Source organism: Streptomyces sp. NPDC003393, assembly GCF_053589015.1.
In genome coordinates this window covers 38,041-57,601 of record NZ_JBSFRB010000038.1, presented here as the reverse complement: position 1 = coordinate 57,601, position 19,561 = coordinate 38,041, and the positions used below count along the sequence as shown (strand labels likewise).

At 73.0% G+C, this 19,561-nt stretch carries 18 protein-coding genes and 1 pseudogene; 8 read left to right on the top strand and 11 right to left on the bottom strand.

Annotated elements, in window-relative coordinates; genetic code table 11:
- Positions 1-146 precede the first annotated feature (146 nt).
- The 5 genes from ACWDUZ_RS29485 to ACWDUZ_RS29465 form a co-directional block, all read right to left on the bottom strand.
- Positions 147-1,964, bottom strand: coding sequence for a bifunctional metallophosphatase/5'-nucleotidase (locus ACWDUZ_RS29485; RefSeq protein ID WP_451634835.1), 1,818 nt, complete (start codon positions 1,962-1,964; stop codon positions 147-149).
- 210 nt (positions 1,965-2,174) lie between these two features.
- Positions 2,175-2,702 (bottom strand): NUDIX hydrolase family protein, encoded by a 528-nt coding sequence (locus tag ACWDUZ_RS29480; protein WP_451634865.1) that lies wholly within the window; start codon positions 2,700-2,702, stop codon positions 2,175-2,177.
- Positions 2,703-2,718: 16 nt separating this feature from the next.
- Positions 2,719-3,903 (bottom strand): amidohydrolase family protein, encoded by a 1,185-nt coding sequence (locus tag ACWDUZ_RS29475; protein ID WP_451634834.1) that lies wholly within the window; start codon positions 3,901-3,903, stop codon positions 2,719-2,721.
- Complete coding sequence (locus ACWDUZ_RS29470; protein ID WP_451634833.1) at positions 3,903-5,306, bottom strand: glutamine synthetase; 1,404 nt, start codon at positions 5,304-5,306, stop codon at positions 3,903-3,905. The genes ACWDUZ_RS29475 and ACWDUZ_RS29470 overlap by 1 nt, the downstream gene beginning before the upstream one ends.
- A gap of 103 nt (positions 5,307-5,409) precedes the next feature.
- The gene (locus ACWDUZ_RS29465) at positions 5,410-6,222 is read right to left on the bottom strand and encodes an SAM-dependent methyltransferase (protein WP_451634864.1); all 813 of its coding nucleotides are present in this window, start codon (positions 6,220-6,222) and stop codon (positions 5,410-5,412) included.
- Positions 6,223-6,521: 299 nt separating this feature from the next.
- Here ACWDUZ_RS29465 and ACWDUZ_RS29460 point away from each other — a divergent pair, with 299 nt between their 5' ends.
- The gene (locus ACWDUZ_RS29460) at positions 6,522-7,427 is read left to right on the top strand and encodes a Cof-type HAD-IIB family hydrolase (RefSeq protein WP_451634832.1); all 906 of its coding nucleotides are present in this window, start codon (positions 6,522-6,524) and stop codon (positions 7,425-7,427) included.
- 4 nt (positions 7,428-7,431) lie between these two features.
- On the opposite strand, the gene ACWDUZ_RS29455 is transcribed toward ACWDUZ_RS29460, so the two are convergent.
- The 4 genes from ACWDUZ_RS29455 to ACWDUZ_RS29440 all read right to left on the bottom strand — a co-directional run bounded on the left by ACWDUZ_RS29455 (position 7,432) and on the right by ACWDUZ_RS29440 (position 9,929).
- On the bottom strand, positions 7,432-8,091 hold the full coding sequence (locus tag ACWDUZ_RS29455) for an endonuclease (protein ID WP_451634831.1): 660 nt from the start codon (positions 8,089-8,091) through the stop codon (positions 7,432-7,434).
- Positions 8,088-8,435: a DUF3140 domain-containing protein gene (locus ACWDUZ_RS29450; protein WP_451634830.1), complete on the bottom strand. Its 348-nt coding sequence runs from the start codon at positions 8,433-8,435 to the stop codon at positions 8,088-8,090. Before ACWDUZ_RS29450 ends, ACWDUZ_RS29455 begins: the two co-directional genes overlap by 4 nt.
- Before the next feature lie 81 nt (positions 8,436-8,516).
- Entirely contained in the window at positions 8,517-8,999 is a 483-nt protein-coding gene (locus tag ACWDUZ_RS29445) for a Dps family protein (protein WP_451634829.1), read from the bottom strand.
- 111 nt (positions 9,000-9,110) lie between these two features.
- Positions 9,111-9,929: an alpha/beta hydrolase gene (locus ACWDUZ_RS29440; protein WP_451634828.1), complete on the bottom strand. Its 819-nt coding sequence runs from the start codon at positions 9,927-9,929 to the stop codon at positions 9,111-9,113.
- 138 nt (positions 9,930-10,067) lie between these two features.
- Between ACWDUZ_RS29440 and ACWDUZ_RS29435 the strand changes: the two genes are divergently transcribed.
- Both ACWDUZ_RS29435 and ACWDUZ_RS29430 read left to right on the top strand, forming a co-directional pair.
- Positions 10,068-11,255: a thiolase family protein gene (locus tag ACWDUZ_RS29435; RefSeq protein WP_451634827.1), complete on the top strand. Its 1,188-nt coding sequence runs from the start codon at positions 10,068-10,070 to the stop codon at positions 11,253-11,255.
- Positions 11,256-11,447: 192 nt separating this feature from the next.
- Positions 11,448-12,221 carry a sulfite exporter TauE/SafE family protein gene (locus ACWDUZ_RS29430; RefSeq protein WP_451634826.1) on the top strand — a complete coding sequence of 258 codons (774 nt, stop codon included), beginning with the start codon at positions 11,448-11,450 and terminating at the stop codon, positions 12,219-12,221.
- Between the two features lie 61 nt (positions 12,222-12,282).
- On the opposite strand, the gene ACWDUZ_RS29425 is transcribed toward ACWDUZ_RS29430, so the two are convergent.
- Entirely contained in the window at positions 12,283-12,456 is a 174-nt protein-coding gene (locus ACWDUZ_RS29425; protein ID WP_229903750.1) for a hypothetical protein, read from the bottom strand.
- A 198-nt stretch (positions 12,457-12,654) separates the two neighbouring features.
- Here ACWDUZ_RS29425 and ACWDUZ_RS29420 point away from each other — a divergent pair, with 198 nt between their 5' ends.
- On the top strand, positions 12,655-13,755 hold the full coding sequence (locus ACWDUZ_RS29420) for a protein kinase domain-containing protein (protein WP_451634863.1): 1,101 nt from the start codon (positions 12,655-12,657) through the stop codon (positions 13,753-13,755).
- Between the two features lie 53 nt (positions 13,756-13,808).
- Here ACWDUZ_RS29420 and ACWDUZ_RS29415 read toward each other — a convergent pair whose 3' ends face one another.
- A complete protein-coding gene (locus ACWDUZ_RS29415; RefSeq protein ID WP_451634825.1) occupies positions 13,809-16,616 on the bottom strand; it encodes an AAA family ATPase in 2,808 nt (935 codons plus the stop codon).
- 214 nt (positions 16,617-16,830) lie between these two features.
- On the opposite strand from ACWDUZ_RS29415, the gene ACWDUZ_RS29410 reads away from it, so the two are divergent.
- From ACWDUZ_RS29410 to ACWDUZ_RS29395, 4 genes and pseudogenes are all read left to right on the top strand, one after another.
- Entirely contained in the window at positions 16,831-18,024 is a 1,194-nt protein-coding gene (locus ACWDUZ_RS29410) for an epoxide hydrolase family protein (protein WP_451634824.1), read from the top strand.
- Positions 18,025-18,210: 186 nt separating this feature from the next.
- Positions 18,211-18,708, top strand: a complete 498-nt coding sequence (locus ACWDUZ_RS29405) for an ATP-binding protein (protein WP_451634823.1) — start codon at positions 18,211-18,213, stop codon at positions 18,706-18,708.
- Positions 18,709-18,815: 107 nt separating this feature from the next.
- Positions 18,816-19,016, top strand: a pseudogene (locus tag ACWDUZ_RS29400) (GNAT family N-acetyltransferase); the annotation flags it as partial.
- A 95-nt stretch (positions 19,017-19,111) separates the two neighbouring features.
- Positions 19,112-19,474, top strand: coding sequence for a hypothetical protein (locus tag ACWDUZ_RS29395; RefSeq protein WP_451634869.1), 363 nt, complete (start codon positions 19,112-19,114; stop codon positions 19,472-19,474).
- The last annotated feature ends 87 nt before the right edge of the window (positions 19,475-19,561 follow it).

Sequence of the window (19,561 nt, the reverse complement as noted above, 5' to 3'; positions counted from 1 at the left end):
GGCCGTGCCGGAGAAATCCGGCACGGCCTCTCCGTCATTCCGTCGGGTGCCCGCGCACCCGGCGAGGCGCCCACGCACCCGGGAGGCGCGCGGGCGCCTCACCGGGTGCCTCGAAGGGGTGAGGCGGGACGGTCGGTGGGGTGCCGCTACCGCAGGACGGTGATCCGGTCGGCGGGCGTCGGCGCGTACGGCGCGGACGGCGACGAGTGCGCCGTCAGATAGTCGACCAGCGCCGCCAGGTCGTCCTCGCCGACCAGCTGGTCGGTGCCCTTGCCCAGTTCGGTGAAGCCGTCGCCGCCGCCGGCCAGGAAGGAGTTCATGGCGACGCGGTAGGTGGCCGAGGGGTCGATCGGTTCGCCGCCCAGCCGGACGGAGTCCGCCACCACCCGATCCGCGCCCGACTTGGACAGGTCGAGGGTGTAGGTGAGTCCCTCGGAGATCTGGAGGATCTTCGGTGCCTCGGCGTTGCCGCCGCTGACCTGCTGCTGCAGCGCCGTGATCAGCTGGGCGCCGGTCAGCGACTTGATGTTGACGGTGTTGCTGAACGGCTGCACGGCGAAGCCCTCGCCGTAGGTGACGACCCCGTCCCCCTCGTCGCCGGAGGCGGCGTGGACCAGGTCCGCGCGGATGCCGCCGGGGTTCATCAGGGCCAGGTCGACGTCGCTGTCGACGGTCCTGGCGTAGGCCAGCTGGGCGTCGGCGATCAGGTCGCCCAGCGGCGACTCGGGCGCGCCCTGGGTGCCCCGCGTGATGTCGGCCGAGATGTAGCCGACGGCCTTGTCGGCGACCGGGGCGGCGAGCGTCTTCCAGTGGTCGATGAGCCGGGTCAGGTCCGGGGCCGCCTGCTGGGTGCGGTCGACGACGTGGTTGGCGCCCTTGACCGAGGTACGGACGATGTCGTGGGTGCGCCAGTCGTACTTCATCTCCAGCTCGGTGAAGAGCCGTCCGTAGGAGGCCGCGCTGGTCACCAGGCGCGGGTGGCCGGCCGGGTCGGGGACGGTGCAGACGTAGGCGTTGTGGGTGTGGGCGGTGACCAGGGTGTCGACCTCGGGCGAGACCTTCTGGGCGATGTCCACGACGGGACCGCTCAGGCCGGAGCCGTTGCCGCCCGCGTCGCAGTCGTAGTTGTACGCCGACGAGGCCGGGTAGCCGCCCTCGTGGATGAGCGCGACGATCGCGTGCACGCCCTGCCGCTGGAGGACCTTGGTGTACTTGTTGATCGTCTCGGCCTCGTCGAGGAACTTCAGCCCCTGGACGCCCTCGGCGGAGACGATGTCGGGGGTGCCCTCCAGGGTGACGCCGATGAAGCCGATCCTGACGCCCTTGACGTTCTTGACGCTGTAGGGCCGGAGCAGCGTACGGCCGGTCTTCTCGTCGATCACGTTGGCCGACAGGATCGGGTAGTCGGCGCCCTCGAAGGTGCGGCCCGTCTCGTAGCAGCCGTCGTCGGGGTGGCAGCCGCCGTTCTGCAGGCGCAGCAGTTCGTCCTTGCCCTCGTCGAACTCGTGGTTGCCCACGCTGGTGACGTCCAGGCCGAGCTTGTTCATGGCCTCGACGGTGGGCTCGTCGTGGAAGAGGCCGGACAGCAGCGGGCTGGCGCCGACGATGTCGCCGCCGGCCACGGTCAGCGTACGGGCGTGTCCCTTGCGCGCGGAGCGCAGACTGCTCGCCAGGTAGGCGGCACCGCCGGCGTCCACGGACTTCGTGGTGCCGTCCGGCTCCTGTTCGGTGACCCGGCCGGAGGATCCGGCGGGCGGCTCCAGGTTGCCGTGGAAGTCGTTGAGCGCGAGCAGTTGCAGGTCCGTGGTGTGGCTCGGGTGCCCGCCGGGGCGGCCCTGGGCGGAGCCGGCCTGGGCGGGAGAGGCGGCGCCGAGCGCGCCCAGCGTGGCCAGTGCGGCGGTGGCGGCGAGAGCGGTGGTGACGGCTCTTCTCGGGGTGCGGCGGCGTTGACGTGTCGGAGACATGGTCCCCCCTCTGACGTGACCGGATCAAGAACAGACCAGTGGCCGCAGCCTAGGGTCAACGCGCGTAGTTGTCAGGAGCTTTGCGCTGAACGGAGGAGCACACCTGAGCCGCATCTACGGCGAATTCGGCGACGGCGCCCGTGCGGGCGCCGTCGCCGGGGAGCAGCGCCGGCTGCCCCGAGGGGCGGGCAAGAGCGCGTGCGGGAAGGTTCAGTACACGTAACCGACGTGCGCGAGCGCCTGCTTCAGCAGCACCCCGTGCCCTCCGGGCATCTCGCTCTGCACCGCCGGGGAGGCCGCCTCCTGCGGGCTGAACCAGACCAGGTCCAAGGCGTCCTGCCGGGGGCGGCAGTCGCCGGTGACCGGGACGATGTAGGCGAGCGACACGGCGTGCTGGCGCGGGTCGTGGTACGGCGTGATGCCGGCCGTGGGGAAGTACTCGGCGACCGTGAAGGGCTGCAGGGAGGCGGGCACCCGGGGCAGCGCCACGGGCCCGAGGTCCTTCTCCAGGTGGCGCAGCAGGGCGTCGCGGACCCGCTCGTGGTGGAGCACCCGGCCGGAGACCAGGGCCCGGCTGACCGTTCCGTCCGGGCCGATGCGCAGCAGCAGGCCGATGCTGGTCACTTCGCCGCTGTCGTCGACGCGCACCGGAACCGCCTCGACGTACAGGATCGGCATGCGGGCGCGTGCCGACTCCAGTTCGTCGGTGGTCAGCCAACCGGGCGTTGTTTCGGTCATGTCAGACATCGCTTGATCATACTTTCCGGGTGGGGCGCCCGCCGGGGTCGCGGGCCGGTTCGGATAGGGGCGGTCCGTAGAGTCGGCGGGCGTTGTCGCGGCCCGTCCAGGCGACGATCCGCAGGGCGTCGGGCAGGCTCAACTCGTCGGCGTCCACGCGGCTCTGCAGCAGACCGGCCAGCCCCTGCCGGAAGGACAGCGCACCCAGGTGGTGGAACTCGGCCACCCCGTAGGCATCGGAGCTGTACAGCAGCTTGCGGAACGGGGTGATCTCCAGCGCCTCCTCCAGCACCGCGCGCGAGCGGGCCGGGCCGGTGTAGTGCAGCGCCAGCCCCACGTCCAGGTACACCTGCTCGAAGACCGTGGCGAGGTAGGCGGCCTGGCGCTGGTAGGGCCAGCAGTGCAGCAGCAGGACGGGGATCGTACCGGCGGTCAGCCGCAGCCAGTCGGTGAGCAGCGCCGGGTCGGCGCGGTGCAGCCGTACGTCCGCGTCGCCGAAACCGGTGTGCAGTTGCAGGGGCAGACCCAGGTCGACGGCCGTCCACAGCAGGTGCCGGGTCAGGACCGGGTCCACGAGGCGGCCGCCGTGCGCGAGCCAGCGGGCGGCCGCCCCGGTGACCTCCGCATCGGCGGGCCGCTCGGGGTCCAGGCCGAATCCGGTCCGGTAGGCCGCCACCGACTTCACCGCCACCACACCGGGCCGCCGCACGGCTTCCTCGGCGGCCGACCGCACCGAGGCCGCGTACTCGCCCGCCTCGACGCCCCGCGCGGCCACCGTCTCGGCGAGCTGCTCCAGCCGTACGACCTCGCGGCCCGCGGCGCCCGCGCAGCGGCCCAGTTCGGCGGGGGAGGTGACGGGGTGCGGGGCGTAGCCGGTGTCGACGAAGAACGACTCGGCTCCCGCGGCGGTCAGGAAACGGCGGTTCACCTCCTGCCAGCCGAGTGCCGCACGCCGGGCCAGGTAGTCGGCCGGCGACGCGTGCCGGGGGAGGTCCAGCAGGGGTGCGCAGTGGCGGCGCACGGCCACGCCGACGGGGCTGTCGAACGGCGAGACGCCGGGCCAGGCCTCGCCCTCGGTGATGAGGGACGCGAACTGCTCCGGGGTGAGGTCGGCCGTGACGGCGCCGTGGCAGTGGTGGTCCACCAGGCGCAGCGCGGCGAGCGCCTCGTGGACCGGCCCGGCTCCGGCCGGCCCACCCATCAGTACCTCCACCGGTAGGCCGCCGCCACCTGCTCGTCGTCGAACCCGGCGACGGCCGCGATCTCCCCTTCGCGCACGGCGGCCACCGCGTCGGCCAGGACGGGACCGAGGGCGGTGCGCAGCACGTCGTCCTCGCGGAACGCGGCGACGGCCTCCGCGAGGGAGGTCGGCAGGCGTCGTACGCCCCGGTCCGCCGCCTCCCTCTCGTCCAGCCGGGCCGGGTCGCCGGTGGTCTCCTCCGGCAGCGGCGCCGACGACGTGATCCCGTCCAGACCGGCGGCGATCAGGCAGCCGAGCGCCAGATACGGGTTGGCCGCGAGGTCGACCGGCTTGATCTCCAGGTTGGCGGCCCGGTCGCGCACCCCCAGGGTCCCGGTGACGACCCGCAGCGCGGCCTCGCGGGTCTCCCGGCCCCACGCGGAGAACACCCCGGCCCACTGGGAGGGCCGCAGACGCAGATAGCTGGCCGGGCTCGGTGCGGTCACCGCGGTGAGCGCGGGCAGGCGGGCCAGCAGACCGGCGGTGAAGGACTCCGCCTCGGCCGTCATGCCGTACCGGCCGTCGCCGCCGGCGTGCAGGTTCGTTCCCCCGCGCCACGCCGACAGGTGGACGTGGCCGCCGTTGCCGACGCCGTCGCCGCGGACGGCCGGGGCGAAGGAGACCCTCAGCCCGTGCCGCAGGGCCACCGCCCGGATCGTCTGCCGCACCAGCACGCTCAGGTCGGCCGCCGCCACCGGATCCAGGGCGCCGAACGACATCTCGAACTGCCCGGCCGCGTACTCGGGATGGAACTGGTCGACGTCGACGCCCTGCGCCGCGCAGGCCGCCAGCAGGTCGGCGGAGCAGTCGCTCAGCTCGACCTGGCGGATCGCCCCGTACGCGGGCCCCGACACCGCGGGCTCGAACGCCTCCTCCGGGGCGCTCGCCCGGCCCACGGCCCACTCGATCTCGACGGCCGCCCTGAAGGTCAGACCGTGGCGCCGCTCGGCGTCGGCGACGACCCGGCGCAGGAAGGTACGGCCGCAGCCGGGGTGGCGCTCGCCCTCCTGGGTGATCCGGTCCACCGGCGCCCAGGCCCAGCCGGGCTGCGCGGACAGCGCCACCACGCGGTCCAGGTCCGGGTAGAGCCGCAGGTCGCCGTCCGGGGAGCCGAGGACGTCGGTGGTGACGACCGAGTCGTCGGCCAGGAACGTGTCGAACACCGGCGACATCCCCACGCCCCAGGCCGCCGCCGCGGGCAGCTTCGCCACCGGGACCGTCTTGACCCTGCCGATCCCGGCCGTGTCCACAGAGGCCAGGACGACCCCGTGCACGCCCCGGCCGGCCAGTTCGCCGGCGAGCGCGACGGCCCGTTCTTCGTCACCGGGGCGCCCGCCGGGCACGGGATCGGCAAGGCGGGTCATGCGTCCTCCGTAAGTTGTTAGGCGGCCCGGGAGGGCCGGGTGTGGCTTATGCGTTCTTGCCTCAGTGGCTTCCGACAACTCGGGCGCGGTACGCGGACCTGCGTCAGGGTTTCACGGCCACCGCGCCGAACTGCGGCACCGCGGCGGGGGATCCCGACGCCGGCCGCCACCGGGAGCACGGAACCAGGCCCGGTTCCACCAGGTCCAGGCCCTCGAAGAAGGCCGCGACCTCGGCGCGCGAGCGGGCGGTGATGGCAGGCGTGGCGTTCTCGTTCCAGAAGCGCATGGCCGCCGCGTTGCCCTCGCCGCCGAGGTCGGCGTCGAAGGTGGGGTGGGTCAGGGCCAGGCAGCTGCCGGGCGGGACCGCGGCCATGAGCCGGCGGACGATGTCGCGCGCCCTGTCCGTGTCCAGGACGAAGTTCAGGATGCCGAGCATCATGACCGCGACCGGCCGGCCGAGGTCGAGGGTCGCGGCGGCGCGCTCCACGACGGCGTCCGGGTCGTTCACGTCGGCGTCGACGTAGTCGGTGCGGCCCTTGGGGGCACTGGTCAGCAGGGTGCGCGCGTGAGTGAGGACGATCGGATCGTTGTCGACGTACACGATCCGGGACTCGGGGGCGATCCTCTGGGCGAGTTCGTGGGTGTTGTCGACCGTCGGCAGGCCGGTGCCGATGTCGAGGAACTGCCGCACCCCGCGCTCGCCGGCCAGGAAGCGGACCGCCCGCCCGAGGAACTCGCGGTCCGCGCGGGCCACCTCCCGGATCACCGGGAACAGCCCCGCCACGTGTTCGCCGACCCGCTGGTCGACCAGGTAGTTGTCCTTGCCGCCCAGCCAGTAGTTCCACACGCGCGCGTTGTGCGCCACCCCGGTGTTCACGCTCGGCGACTCGCCCGAGGGGGAGCGGCTCTCACTCACGTCTGCGCTCACGCCTGCGCTCCCGTCTCGTGGTCGACCGTGTCGTCGGTCTCGCGGTACGTCCGTGCCGCCGCCATTGTGCCGCCCGGCGATCACCCTGTCCTGGGAATCGGCGCAGACGACGGCACCGGACCGGCCGCGCGGCGGGCGGGGCTCCGGGCCCGGCGGCGTGAGACGTGTTTGCCCCGGGGCCCTCGCACGTGTTTGCCTCGGAGATCGGCGCGGGCGCCGTCACCCACGGCGCCGGCCCACGACCCCCCGCCCCGGCGCGCCCCTCGCGCCCCGACCGAGACCAGGACATGCCCAGCACCTCCCCGCCCCTGCTCATCACCCCCGCGACCGACGCCGGGACCGGCCCCGGAGCCGCCGACGGTCCCGTCGACATACGGCTGATCGTCACGGACATGGACGGCACGCTCCTCGACGACGCCCATCGGATCCCGGCGGGCCTGTGGCCCATGCTGGCCGAGCTGCGCCGCCGCGGGGTGCTGTTCAGCCCGGCGAGCGGCCGGCAGTACGCCACGCTGGCCGAGCAGTTCGCGGGCGCGGACGAGGGCATGGTCTTCATCGCCGAGAACGGCACGTACGTCGTGCGTGACGGCCAGGAGCTGAGCTCGGACCCGCTGGAGACGGCCGTCGCCGTACGTCTCGTCGAGGCCGTGCGCGACCTCACGGCCCGGGGCGTGGACGTGGGCGCCGTCGTCTGCGGCAAGCGGTCCGCCTACGTCGAGCGCACCGACGAGGCCTTCCTGGCCGAGGTGCGCAAGTACTACGTGCGGCACCGGGTGGTGCCGGACGCGGCCGCCGTCGACGACGACGTGATCAAGGTCGCACTGTTCGACTTCGGGTCGGCGGAGCGGACCACCGCCCCGGCCCTGGCGTCGTTCGCCGCCACCCACAAGGTGGTCGTCTCGGGCGAGCACTGGGTCGACGTCATGAACCGCACCGCCGACAAGGGCGCCGCCGTACGCAGACTCCAGCGTGACCTGGGCATCACCCCCGCGCAGACCCTGGTCTTCGGCGACTACCTCAACGACCTGGAGATGCTGGACGCCGCCGAGTGGTCGTTCGCCATGGCCAACGCGCACCCCGAGGTCGTCCGCCGGGCCCGGCACCTGGCCCCCTCCAACAACGACCACGGCGTGCTGCGCACCGTCGCCCGGCTGCTCCACCTGCCCGAGCCGGGACGCCTGACCTCGCAGTGACGGATCAGGTGACGGACTCGGCCACCTTCTTGTCCAGCGCGGCCCGTACCAGCGCCGCCGCCAGGGTGTCCGGCTCCGTGTCCCCGGCCAGCTCCACGAGCCGGCCGGGGTCCTTGGGCAGCCCGAGGCGTTCGGCGCCGGAAAGCGTCTTGGCGTCCAGGTAGGGGGCCACCTCGGGCCAGACGTGCTGGACCTCGCGCAGGAAGATGTCCGCGCCGGCCGGGCCCAGGCCGGGGACCTCCTGGAGCAGCTCGCGCAGCGTGCCGACGTCGCCGTGGGCCTCGCGCCGCAGCCGGCGCAGATCGCCGCCCCAGCGTTCGGCCACCAGCTCGGCGCCGTCCCCGAGCTGGGTGGCGGTGCGCTCGTCGTAGCGCCGGTAGCCACCGCGGCCGAGCGCGTCCACGCGGTCCTGCCAGTCGGACCCGGCCATGCCTCGCGCGTCGCGCAGCCCCGCGTCGTACAGCTCGCGGGCGGCCGCGACGGCGACCGAGGCACGGATACGGGCGCTGAGCAGCACGGCGAGGACCAGCAGCCGGTACAGCGGCTGCGGGGTGTCCTTCAACGTGATGCCGGCCTCCTCGGAGAACGTCTCGCCGTGCGCCTCGACCAGCTCGTGCAGCACCCGCGACTCGCGGGAGCCACCGGAGTCGCGGGCTGCGTTCACCGGGTCGCCTTCAGCGCATCGTGGCCGACGGCCATCAGCCGGTGCCGGCGTTCGGTCCCCGCCGCGCTCTCGGGCTCGGGCTCGTTCTCCAGATCCGCCTCCGACGTGACGAGGTCGACCACCTCGTGCATCACGCGGACGTCGTCGTCGGTCAGGTCCATGCGCCGCTTCTGCAGGATGGCGAGGACATGCTGCCCGAGCGGCGAACCCGCCTCGTCGGGCACGGGTTCGGTCCGTTCGCCGGCGTCCCGGACCCGCAGCCATGCCGCGAGCTCCTGCGAGGTCATGTTCACCACGCGGTGGAACTCGTCCCACAGTGCGTCGGCTTCGAGGGGGTCGCTCACAGGTGCCCCTTTCGTGCGTGGTGCGCGGAGAGCGCGCTCGTCCCGTCCGAGCAGCACGGAGAGCGGGCGCGGGCCGCCGGTTCAGTCCTCCCGGGACACGTTCTCGGCGGCGAACATCCAGCGCTGCTTCTCGAGCTCGGCGGTGATCGTGATCAGCAGGTCCTGGGTGACCGGGTCGGGCGTCTCGGTCGCCTCGATGCGCTCGCGCAGCCGGGCGATGGCGGCCTCCAGGGATTCGACCATCACCTCGACGACGTCGTTGTCGCGCACCCAGCCGTCCTTGGGACTGGGCAGGGTGAAGGCGGAGGCGATCGTCTCCGGACGGCCGTCCGGCGGTACGCCGATGGCCGCGGCGCGCTCCGCCACGGTGTCGGCGAACTCGCGGGCCGCCGCCACCACCTCGTCGAGTTGCAGGTGGACGGAGCGGAACCGCGGTCCCACGATGTTCCAGTGCGCCTGCTTGCCGATCAGCGAGAGCCCGAGAAGATCCACGAGCGTGTTCTGCAACGCCTCCCCCGCGACCTGGCGGGCGGAATCGGGGAGCGTGCTCTTCACGACAGTCATACGGCGGTTCTCCTTGGAGGGTCGTCTCTGGCGGTACCGGGCGGGTGCCCCGTGCCTGCCACCGCAAACAAGGGCGCGCGAGGCGGGCCAGGGACGTCCCCGCGAGGCCGCTCAGACGGCGAGGACCCGGTCCAGGAAAGCCGTCACGTCCGCGAACACCTCGGCCCGGTTCGTCTCCAGGAACACCTCGTGCCGGGCACCCGGGTAGATCCGCTCGGTCAGCCGGCCGGGGGCGCCGCCGGTGAGCCGTTCGACGCCGATCCGGCTTCCGGGCAGCGGCACCAGCCGGTCGTCGTCGCCGTGCAGCCACAGCACGGGGAGCCGGCCCACGTCGCCGCCCTCGGCGACGGTTTCGAGGGTCCGTGCGAACGCCTCCACCGTGGGCCGCTTCATCGGTCCGTGCCACACCAGCGGGTCCGCCGCGTAGGCCGCGCCGACGGACGGGTCGCGGGACAGCGCGGCCGGGCTGACCGGCGTGTCGGGGATCTTTTCGAGGGCGAGCAGCCGCCCGGGCAGCTCCCAGGCGCCGACGACCGGGCCGGACAGCACCAGCGCGGCGAGCTCCTCGCCGTACCGCTGTGCGTAGCGGGACGAGATCAGGCCGCCCATGGAGTGGCCGACGAGCACGAGCGGCAGTCGGGGGTGCGCGGCCCGGGCCAGGTCCGCGACCGCGTGCACGTCGGTCACCACGTCCTCGAAGTCGGTGACGACCACGCGCTCGCCGGCCGATCTCCCGTGGCCCATGTGATCGGGCGCGTACACGGCCGCGCCGTGCTCCCCCAGGACGCCCGCCACCTCCTCGTACCGCCCGGCGTGCTCGCCGTACCCGTGGACCAGGAGGGCGACGTAGCGCGGCTGCGGGTGCGGCCACTCGTGCACGAGGAGCGCGCCCCGGGTTCCGGCGAGGGCGTGCTCGCGGGCGTCGGGCATGGTTCCTCCAGCGGCGTCGGCGGTCCGGGGGATGGCCGAGGGGATCTTCCCAGGCGGCCGGTCCACGGTCTATAGTCAAAAACTAGCAGTGCTAATTAACGGCCGTTGCGGCCATGAGCCGTCCGAGGAGTCCCGCCCGTGCGCCCCGTCCATTTCGCGGCCGCCCGCCGCACCCCGATCGGCAAGCTGCGCGGGGCGCTGTCCTCCGTGCGCCCCGACGACCTGGCCGCGACCGTGATCCGTACCCTCGTCGCCGACGTACCCGGGCTCGACCCGGCCCGCATCGACGACGTCTACTGGGGCGCCGCCAACCAGGCCGGTGAGGACAACCGCAACGTCGCCCGCATGGCCGCACTGCTCGCCGGGCTGCCCGACTCCGTGCCCGGCGCCACCGTCAACCGGCTGTGCGCCTCAGGACTCGAAGCGGTCACCGCCGCGGCCCGCACCATCGCCGCCGGCGAGGCCGACATCGTGCTCGCCGGCGGCTCCGAGTCGATGAGCCGCGCCCCCTTCGTGCTGCCCCGCCCCGACGAGGCGCTGCCGCACCGCATCGAGACCTACGACACCCGGCTCGGCTGGCGCCTGGTCAACCCGGCCATGAAGGACCTGCACGGACTGCTGTCCATGGGTGAGACCGCGGAGGAGGTGGCCGCGCGCCACGGCATCCCGCGCGAACGCCAGGACGAGTTCGCGCTGCGCAGCCACCGGCTGGCCGCCCAGGCCCGCAAGGACGGCCACTTCGACCACGAACTCCTGCCCGTCGAGTGCCCCGACCACGTGGTCGTCGACAGTGACGAGTGCATCCGCGAGGACACCTCATACGACAAGCTGGCGCGCCTCAAGCCCGTCTTCCGCGCGGGCGGCACGGTCACCGCGGGCAACGCCTCCCCGATGAACGACGGCGCCGCCGGCCTCCTCCTGGTCAGCGAGGACGCCCTGAACGAGCTGGGCCTGGAGTCCCTGGGCCGCTACGTCGCCGGCGCCTCCGCGGGCGTCCACCCGGACGTCATGGGCATCGGGCCGGTCCCCGCCACCCGCAAGGCGCTCGCCCGCGTGGGCTGGAGCATCGGGGACGTCCAGGAGGCCGAGTTCAACGAGGCCTTCGCGGCCCAGGCCCTGGCCTGCGTCGACCAGCTCGGCATCGACGAGGAGCTGGTCAACCCGAGCGGCGGCGCCATCGCCCTCGGCCACCCCCTGGGCTGCTCCGGCGCCCGCATCCTGACCACCCTGTTGCACCGCATGCGCCGCACCGGCGCGGCCCGCGGGCTGGCCACGATGTGCGTGGGCGTGGGACAGGGCACCGCCGTGCTCGTCGAGCGTCACTAGCCACCGGATACCGGCCACCGAGGAGTGCCGGGAACGCTAGTGCTGTGACCGGAAAGGTTCACCGGCTCGCGACGCCCGGCACGGCACCTCGCCGCGTTGTCGCATCACACCCAGGACGGCGGCGCCGGGCGGCCACCTGGTGAGACAGCGCTTTCGTCCGGTGCTTGTCCGGACATAGCATCCGGTCTCGGCATGAACACAATGACGCTCTGGCACATATCCGGTTGGGACTTCGCGGCGCTCGCCTTCGCGGCCCTGCTGGTCGGCTTCTCCAAGACCGCCGTCAGCGGGGCCAACACGGTCAGCCTCGCGATCTTCGCGGCCGTTCTTCCGGCCCGCGCCTCCACCGGGGTGCTGCTGCCGGTACTGATCACCGGGGACGTGCTCGCCGTCCTCACCTACCGGCGGCACGCGCACTGGCCCACCCTGTGGCGGCTGTTCCCCGCCGTCGGTGCCGGAGTGGTCGTCGGCACGCTGTTCCTGGTGTGGGCCGACGACACCGTCGTACGGACCTCGATCGGCGCGATCCTGCTGCTGATGGCCGCCGTGACGGTGTGGCGCCGCCGGGCGGCCGACCGGGCGGTGGAACCGGAAGCGGTCACCACCCGGACCGGCCGCGTCAAGGCCCGTTCCTACGGCGTCCTCGGCGGCTTCACCACCATGGTCGCCAACGCGGGCGGCCCGGTGATGTCGATGTACCTGCTGTCGGCCGGCTTCCGCAAGCTCGGCTTCCTGGGGACGTCGGCGTTCTTCTTCCTCGTCGTCAACGTCTCCAAGGTGCCCTTCAGCGCGGGGCTCGGCCTGATCGACGGCCGCTCACTGTTCCTGGACGCGGCGCTCGCGGTGTTCGTGCTGCCCGGGGCGCTGCTCGGCAGATGGGCCGTGCACCGGATCAACCAGCGGCTCTTCGAGCAACTGGTGATCGCGGCGACGGTCGTGGGCGGCGTGCAGCTGCTGCTGCGTTGACGGTTGGTCAGGGGGTGGTCAGGAGGAGGCGGTCAGGGGTCTTCGGGGGTCTTCGGGGTGTTCAGGGGGTGGAGGGAGCGGCGGCGGCCGCGCGTGCCAGTGCCGCCCGCAGACGGTCGTAGCGCTGTACGTCCGTCCAGTCGTCGGCGCGCCGTCGGCGCCCCGTGCAACAGCTCCAGAGGCTTGCCATGATCGCGGTTGCCAGCGGGATGAGCAGCCACGTCAAAGGGTCCAAGGTCGTCCTCCCTTTCCCGAGCGGATCAGCGGGTACGGCGACCATGACATACATGATCAGCTCTACATATTTGTACGTTGGCGATTCTGTGCATTTCACCCGTAGGGGCGCGGCCGGCGCCGGTCGTCGACATGCCAAGTGATCGTTAAGATGGGCCGGTTGAGGGCGGGACTTTCGGGGAACAAGGGCGGGTCACGGGTGCTGGTGGCGGATCGATACCGGATGGACGCGGTCATCGGGCGCGGCGGAATGGGCGAGGTCTGGCGGGCCCTGGACGAGGTGCTCGGCCGCCCGGTCGCGGTCAAACTGCTGTTGAACGACGCGGACGCCTCGGCCGAGGCGCGCTTCCGGCTGGAGGCGCAGACCTCGGCACGGCTGCACCATCCGCACGTGGTGGCCACGCTCGACTTCGGCACCTGGCAGGGACGCTGCTTCCTCGTCATGGAACTCGTCGAGGGCGACAGCCTCGCCGGGGAACTGGCCGTCGGCGGCCCGCTCGCACCGGACCGCCTGGCCCAGGTGGCGCTGCACGCGGCCGAGGGCCTGGCCGCCGCGCACGCGCAGGGCATCGTCCACCGCGACATCAAACCCGGCAACCTGCTCAGCGACCGCGACGGCTCGGTCCGCATCGGCGACTTCGGCATCGCGCGCTTCGTCGACGACCCGTCGGCGGGGCTCACCACCACGGGCCAGATCGTCGGCACCGGCCTGTACCTGGCGCCCGAACGCGCCATCGGCACCCCCGCGAGTCCGGCCTCGGACCTGTACTCGCTGGGCTGTGTGCTCTACCAACTGGCCGTGGGTCACCCGCCCTTCGAGGCGGAGTCCGCGACCATGCTGCTCTACCAGCACGTCGACGCCCCGCCCGTGCCGCCGCACCGACGCGGCGCCGTGCTGCCGCCCGCCTTCGAGGCCTACCTGCTGAGCCTGCTCGCCAAACGGCCCGAGGAGCGTCCCACGGCACGGCAGACGGCGGACTGGTTCCGCAGCGGCGCCTGGCGCGGCACCCCGGAACCGCTGCCGCCGGAACGGGCGGGCACCGGCCACGCACCCCACCCGGAGGTCCCGCCGGCACACCACCACGGCCCCGCCCACGGCGCCCCGGGACATACCGCACGGTCACAGCCGAAGCCCCCGGCCCCGGCGCTCGACGCCGGCTGGAACACCAGCGTGCACCGGGTGCCCGCGCGCCGGCCCGGCCTGCGTACCTCGCTGCGCCGTCACTCCCGCACGGTCGCCGTGGTCGGCGGCACGGTCCTGTTCGTCTCCGCCGTTCTCGTCGGCATGAACGTCTTCTAGGGGTGCTGTCCGGTTCGTCCTGGTCGTAGGCCGCGAGGTGCCGACCCCGGCCGTCACGGCGTGCGCGTCCCCGGGTGCCGCGAAGGAGACAGCGCCGACCGGAGGTGTCGGCGAGAGGTGACGCCGAGCTTGGTGAACACGTTGCCGAGATGCCACTCCACCGTGCGCGGGCTGATGAACAGCTGAGCGGCGATCTCCGCGTTGGTGTTCCCGTCACCGGCCAGCCTGGCGATCTGGGCCTCCTGGCTGGTGAGTCCGGCGACGGCGCCGAGCGTCCGCTTGCGTACGGTCTCCCCGGTCGCGAGCAGCTCCCTGCGGGCGCGTTCGGCGAAGCCCTCCGCTCCGATCCGGCCGAACACCTCGTAGGCGGGGCCGAGCTGAGTACGGCTTTCCTGACGGCGGTTCCGGCGGCGCAGCCACTCGCCGTACAGCAGACGGGCGCGGGCCAGCTGAACGGCGACGCGGCAGCGCCCGAGATGCTCGATCGCCTCCCGGTAGAGCGCGTCGGCAGCCTTGCCGTCGCTCAGCAGCGCGCGCGAGCAGGCGCCCACGCCCAGGGCCCACTCGGTACCGCTGGCGGCTGTCCGCTCGGTGAGCGCGTCCAGGGCGGAGGCGGCGGCCTCGGGCCGGCCACCGCGTACGGCGGCCTCGACCAGCTCGGCCAGCGCCCACCCGAAGAACCCCAGATCCTCGTACGCGCCGGCGCGCTGGGCGGCCGCCAGAGCGGTGTCGTAACGGCCGAGGCCGTTGTTCAGCAGTGCGGTCGCGTACTCCGCGAGGCCGAGCGAACGGCCCTCGCCCCGGGCGACCACCTCTTCGGCGGTGGTCCCGATGAGCTCCACCGCCTGGGTCTCCTGCGCGCGCCATGCGGCGAGCAGGAGCGAGGTGTACATCATGGGCGCGCCGCCCGTCGCCCGGGAGATCGCCGTCGCTTCGTCGATCAGAGCCGCCGCCGTGTCGAACTCACCGGTGTGCAACTGGAAGCACGCCTGGTAGGTCAGTGCCATCGGGAGGACGGCGAGCGCCCCCGCCGCACGGGCGAGGCGGACGGCGCCGTTGGCCAGGTCCTGCCAGGCGTCGTCGTCCCACAGGTCCGGCGCGAGAGGCTCGGGCGCCACACGGAACGCCAGCCACAGCCAGCGCCTGTCCCTGCCCCTCGCTCCGTTCCCCGCCTCCGCTCTCTGCGCGCGCCGGACGACGCCCAGTGCGCGCCTGAGCGCGTCGGCGCCCGCGGTGTGACCGTCGACGATCCGGCTCGCCAAGCCGTCCAGGAGGACGTCGACCATGCGCGGTGGTGTCGGTGGCGGCGGTCCGGCGCGAGCCGCCTCGGCCACCTGCCGCTGCCCGGGCCCTTCCCCCAGGCGCCCCGCGAAGATCGCGGCCCCCAGGGCTTCCAGCAGCGTGTCACGGGCGAGGCCGGCGTCGACGGGGGCCAGTCGATGCGCGGCGTCGAGCAGCAGCCGGGGCGCGTCGCCGCCGCGTACCTGGGAGAACACCAGACGGGCCCGCAGCCGCTCGAAGCGGGCGCGCTGCCGCTCGTCGAGTGGGCCCGCCTCCGCGGTCGCCAGCATGCTGCGCGCCCGGTCGGCCCCGCCGGCGTCGACGTGGGCCTCGGCCGCGGCCAGCGCACGGGCGACACGACGTGCGGGATCGGGGGTCGCTTCCGCCGCGCCCTGCAGGAACGCGGCTTCCGCGGCGGCCCCGCCCCTGCCGCGTGCCCGGTCGGCCGAGCGCTCCAGGTCCAGGGCGACGCTCTCGTCGGGACCACTGACGGCGCGAGCGCGATGCCACGCCCTGCGATCAGGATCGCGGTCGGGATCGGTGGCCTCTGCCAGCGCTCGGTGCGCCGCCCGGCGATCAGGCGCGGACGTCCCCCGGTAGACGGCCGAACGCACCAGAGGGTGGTGGAAGCGCACCCCGGTGCCGAACTCGACGAGTCCTGAGGCCTCCGCCGGCGCGGCGGCGTCCACCGGTATCCCCTGCGCACCGGCCGCGCGCCACAGCAGACCCGCATCACCGGTCGGCTCCGCCGCGGCGGTGAGCACCAGCCGCCGGCTGTCCTGGGGGAGGGATCGGAACCGCTGCTGGAAGGCGTCTTCGATGCGGCCGGCCAGGGGGCGCCTGCCGGGGAGCCAGAAACCGCCCGCGAGCTCCGCGGGTGCGTGCGGCAGGTGGAGCAGCGCCATCGGGTTGCCGTGGGCCTCGGCGACGATCCGGTCCCGTACCAGCGGGTCGAGCGGCGCGCGGACGGCCGAGGCCAGCAGGGCACGCGCGTCGGTCTCGCCGAGCCCCTCGACGGTCAGCTCCGGCAGACCACTCAGCGCGTGCGCGCCGCCCGGGTCCCGCAGGGCGAAGACCAGTGCCACGGGTTCGGCCATCAGCCGCCTGGCGGCGAACGCCAGGACCTGGAGGGATCCGTCGTCGAGCCACTGCGCGTCGTCCACCAGGCAGGCCAGGGGCTGAGCCTCGGCGGCGCCGGCCAGCAGACCGAGCACGGCCAGGCCCACCAGGAACCGGTTCGGCGGCTCGCCCTGCTGGAGTCCGAACGCGACGGACAGCGCCTCACACTGCGGTCCGGGCAGCTGACGCAGCCGGTCCAGCATGGGCCCGCAGAGTTGGTGAAGGCTCGCGAAGGGGAGCTCCATCTCCGATTCGATGCCGGCGACACCGGCGACACGGAACCCGACGGCCCTGCGCTGTGTGCGGTCCAGCAGCGCCGTCTTGCCGATGCCTGCCTCACCGCGGAGGACCAGCACCGCGCTGCTGCCCGATCGCGCTCGGGTCAGCACCCCTTCCAGAGCCGCCAGCTCACGGTCCCGGCCACGCAGCCCGACCCGCGGATCTTTGACAGGCATGCCCATGAGTCACTCCTGGTCCGCCGCCCGACCAGGATTTCACCGTAGTCGAGGATTCTCCATTCGATGAGGGGACGGGCACGGGCGGGAGCCCGCATCCCCGGGTCCGCGACCACGGGAGCGAACCCCGGGGTTTTCCCCGGGGCGACCCGGACCCGCCTGCGGCGACGGTGGATGAGCCGGTGACACGGGGTCGCCGGTGACACCTGAGGAGACCCATATGTCCTTCGCCGAGAAGTCGGCCATCCGGCCGTTCACGTTCGAGTTCCCCGAGACCGAGCTGGAGGATCTGCGGCGGCGCATCCTGGCGACGCGCTGGCCCGAGAAGGAGACCGTCGCGGATCAGTCGCAGGGCACCCAGCTCGCGACGGCCCAGGAACTCGCGCGGTACTGGGCGACGGAGTACGACTGGCGCGAGGTCGAGGCCAAACTGAAGGCGCTGCCGCACTTCATCACCGAGATCGACGGTCTGGACATCCACTTCATCCACGTCCGCTCCCGGCACGAGAACGCCCTGCCGCTGATCGTCACGCACGGGTGGCCCGGCTCGATCGTCGAGCAGCTGAAGATCATCGAGCCGCTGGTCGATCCCACCGCCCACGGCGGGAGCGCGTCGGACGCCTTCCACGTCGTCATACCGTCGATGCCCGGCTACGGCTTCTCGGGCAAGCCGGCCACGACCGGCTGGGGTCCCGAGCGCATCGCACGCGCCTGGGGAGAGCTGATGCGGCGCCTGGGCTACACCAGGTACGCGGCGCAGGGCGGTGACTGGGGTGCCATCGTCACCGACTTCATGGGTGTCCAGGAGCCCGAGGGTCTGATCGGTATCCACACCAACATGGCCGGTGTGATCCCGCCCGCCGTCGACGCCGCGCTGATCGCGGGCAACCCGCTGCCCGCGGACCTGTCGCTCACCGACGAGGAGAAGGCGGCGGTCGAGCAACTGGACTTCGTGTACCGGCACGTCTACTACGCGTACATGATGGGATCGCGCCCGCAGTCGCTCACCGCGCTCGCGGACTCTCCCGTCGGCCTGGCGGCCTTCTTGCTCGACCACGACAAGGCCAGCCTCGCGCTGATCTCCCGGGCCTTCGCGGGCCAGGACGAGGGCCTGACCCGGGACGACGTGCTGGACAACATCACCCTCTTCTGGCTGACCAACACCGCCCTCTCCGCGGCCCGCCTCTACGCGGAGAACACGACCTCCTTCTTCCGCGTCAAGGGCGTGAAACTGCCGGTCGCCGTGAGTGTCTTCCCCGACGAGCTGTACCAGGCGCCGAAGAGCTGGGCGGAGCAGGCCTACCCGCGCCTCGTCCACTACAACCGGCTTCCCGTGGGCGGTCACTTCGCCGCCTGGGAGCAGCCCGCACTGCTGGTCGAAGAGATCCGCACGGGCCTGAGGCCGCTCCGCTAGACAACCCGGGTCCGGCCTCCTGCCAAGCCCCGGTTTCGACAGCGCGGCCGAGTCGCTCGACGGCGAGCGCTCGGCCGCGCCCCCCGCGATCCGCAAGACCGCACGGAGACGACGCGCAATGTTCACCATCACCCACGCCCACCCGGTCCCCACGCCGAGTCCGGCACCGGCATCGGCGGCCCCGGCATGACCGGGCACGACAGCATCGCCGGCGCCCTCCGCCAAGCGCGCGGGAGCGGCGAGCCGCGGATGCCGCTCGCCCGGACGGAGGCGCTCCCCGCGGACCAGGTGCTGGCCACCATCCTGCCGGCAGGCCCCGAGGCCGTCCCGACGGCTCGTCAGGTCACCCGCCGCCGGCTGAAGTTCTGGGGGGTGGACGAGGAGACCGCCCGCACCACCGAGCTCATCGTCAGCGAACTGGTCGGCAACGCGGTCCGCCACGGCACCCCGCCCGTGCGTCTCCGTCTGATCCGTGACCGGATGCTGACCTGCGAAGTCGGCGACGCCGCCGCCGGCGCTCCGCGCGTCGGACAGGCCGGCAGTGTCGACGAGACCGGCCGGGGGATGTTCATCGTCGCGAGCCTCGCCGACCAGTGGGGCACCCGCCACGAGACACGAGGAAAGATCGTCTGGACCCGGCAGTCGCTGCGCGGCAGGCACGGGCCCGACGGGGAGATCCTCTGACGCGCGCGACAGGCCCGGTTTCGACGGCAGCCGGGCAGGCAAGGACATCGCCGATGTCGGCGGGCGGTGACGGCACCGCCGCGCGATCGAGACGCTGAGGACCTTCCGTGTCGCACCATGAACCAACGCTTGGCTACACCGAGGTCGCGGATCAGCACGTGCGCAGTCTGCCGGTGCGCTACTGCCGGCTGCGGACCGCTGAGGGCGAACCGGTCGCCGAGCTGCAAGCGCTGTCCTTCCGGCAGCGGTTCGGTGCGGTGGCCGTCGCCGCGGAGGGGATCGGCGGTGTGGAGACCTTGCCCGAGTTCCGCCGCCGCGGACACATGGGCCGCCTTCTCCGCCAGGCGTTGGCGGGCATGGCGCAGCGGGTGGACGTCGCCTTCGTGTCCGAAGGTGCCGAGGGGTGTACGAGCGGTTCGGTTTCGTCGGAGCCGTCGCCGAAGGGCACCTGGTCATTCCCGTGCGCAACGTCGAACAGGCGGCGGGAGGCGCTCTGGACGCACCGGTCCCCGGCGTCCGCAGCGGCTCTCCGGCCGATCTGCCCGCGATGATCCGGTTGTACAACACCGCGCACGCCCACCGGCCCTGGCCGATGAGGCCATCGGCCGGCTCCCGCACCGTGAACTCGCTCAGCCGCCGCTCCCAGCAGAGTCGGGCGACGGCCACGAGCAGCCGGCGTGCCGCGGCGGCGTTCTCGGCCACCAGTTCGTCCACGGTCACGGAACGCGAGGGGTCTCCGAAGGAGTGGCCCTCCAGCACGGCGTAGCCGGCGGGAGCACCGCCGGTCTGCAGGACCAGGGTCTGCGATCCGGGCGAGTGGCTCGCCAAATGGGCTGCGCCTACCGGCAGAGGT

Coding starts and splice junctions, on each gene's coding strand:
- ACWDUZ_RS29470 (WP_451634833.1), bottom strand. CDS start 5,306: ATGACCCGCCTTGCCGATCCCGTGCCCGGCGGGCGCCCCGGTGACGAA.
- ACWDUZ_RS29415 (WP_451634825.1), bottom strand. CDS start 16,616: ATGGGCATGCCTGTCAAAGATCCGCGGGTCGGGCTGCGTGGCCGGGAC.
- ACWDUZ_RS29440 (WP_451634828.1), bottom strand. CDS start 9,929: ATGCCCGACGCCCGCGAGCACGCCCTCGCCGGAACCCGGGGCGCGCTC.
- ACWDUZ_RS29460 (WP_451634832.1), top strand. CDS start 6,522: ATGCCCAGCACCTCCCCGCCCCTGCTCATCACCCCCGCGACCGACGCC.
- ACWDUZ_RS29475 (WP_451634834.1), bottom strand. CDS start 3,903: ATGGGTGGGCCGGCCGGAGCCGGGCCGGTCCACGAGGCGCTCGCCGCG.
- ACWDUZ_RS29410 (WP_451634824.1), top strand. CDS start 16,831: ATGTCCTTCGCCGAGAAGTCGGCCATCCGGCCGTTCACGTTCGAGTTC.
- ACWDUZ_RS29430 (WP_451634826.1), top strand. CDS start 11,448: ATGAACACAATGACGCTCTGGCACATATCCGGTTGGGACTTCGCGGCG.
- ACWDUZ_RS29405 (WP_451634823.1), top strand. CDS start 18,211: ATGACCGGGCACGACAGCATCGCCGGCGCCCTCCGCCAAGCGCGCGGG.
- ACWDUZ_RS29485 (WP_451634835.1), bottom strand. CDS start 1,964: ATGTCTCCGACACGTCAACGCCGCCGCACCCCGAGAAGAGCCGTCACC.
- ACWDUZ_RS29445 (WP_451634829.1), bottom strand. CDS start 8,999: ATGACTGTCGTGAAGAGCACGCTCCCCGATTCCGCCCGCCAGGTCGCG.
- ACWDUZ_RS29480 (WP_451634865.1), bottom strand. CDS start 2,702: ATGACCGAAACAACGCCCGGTTGGCTGACCACCGACGAACTGGAGTCG.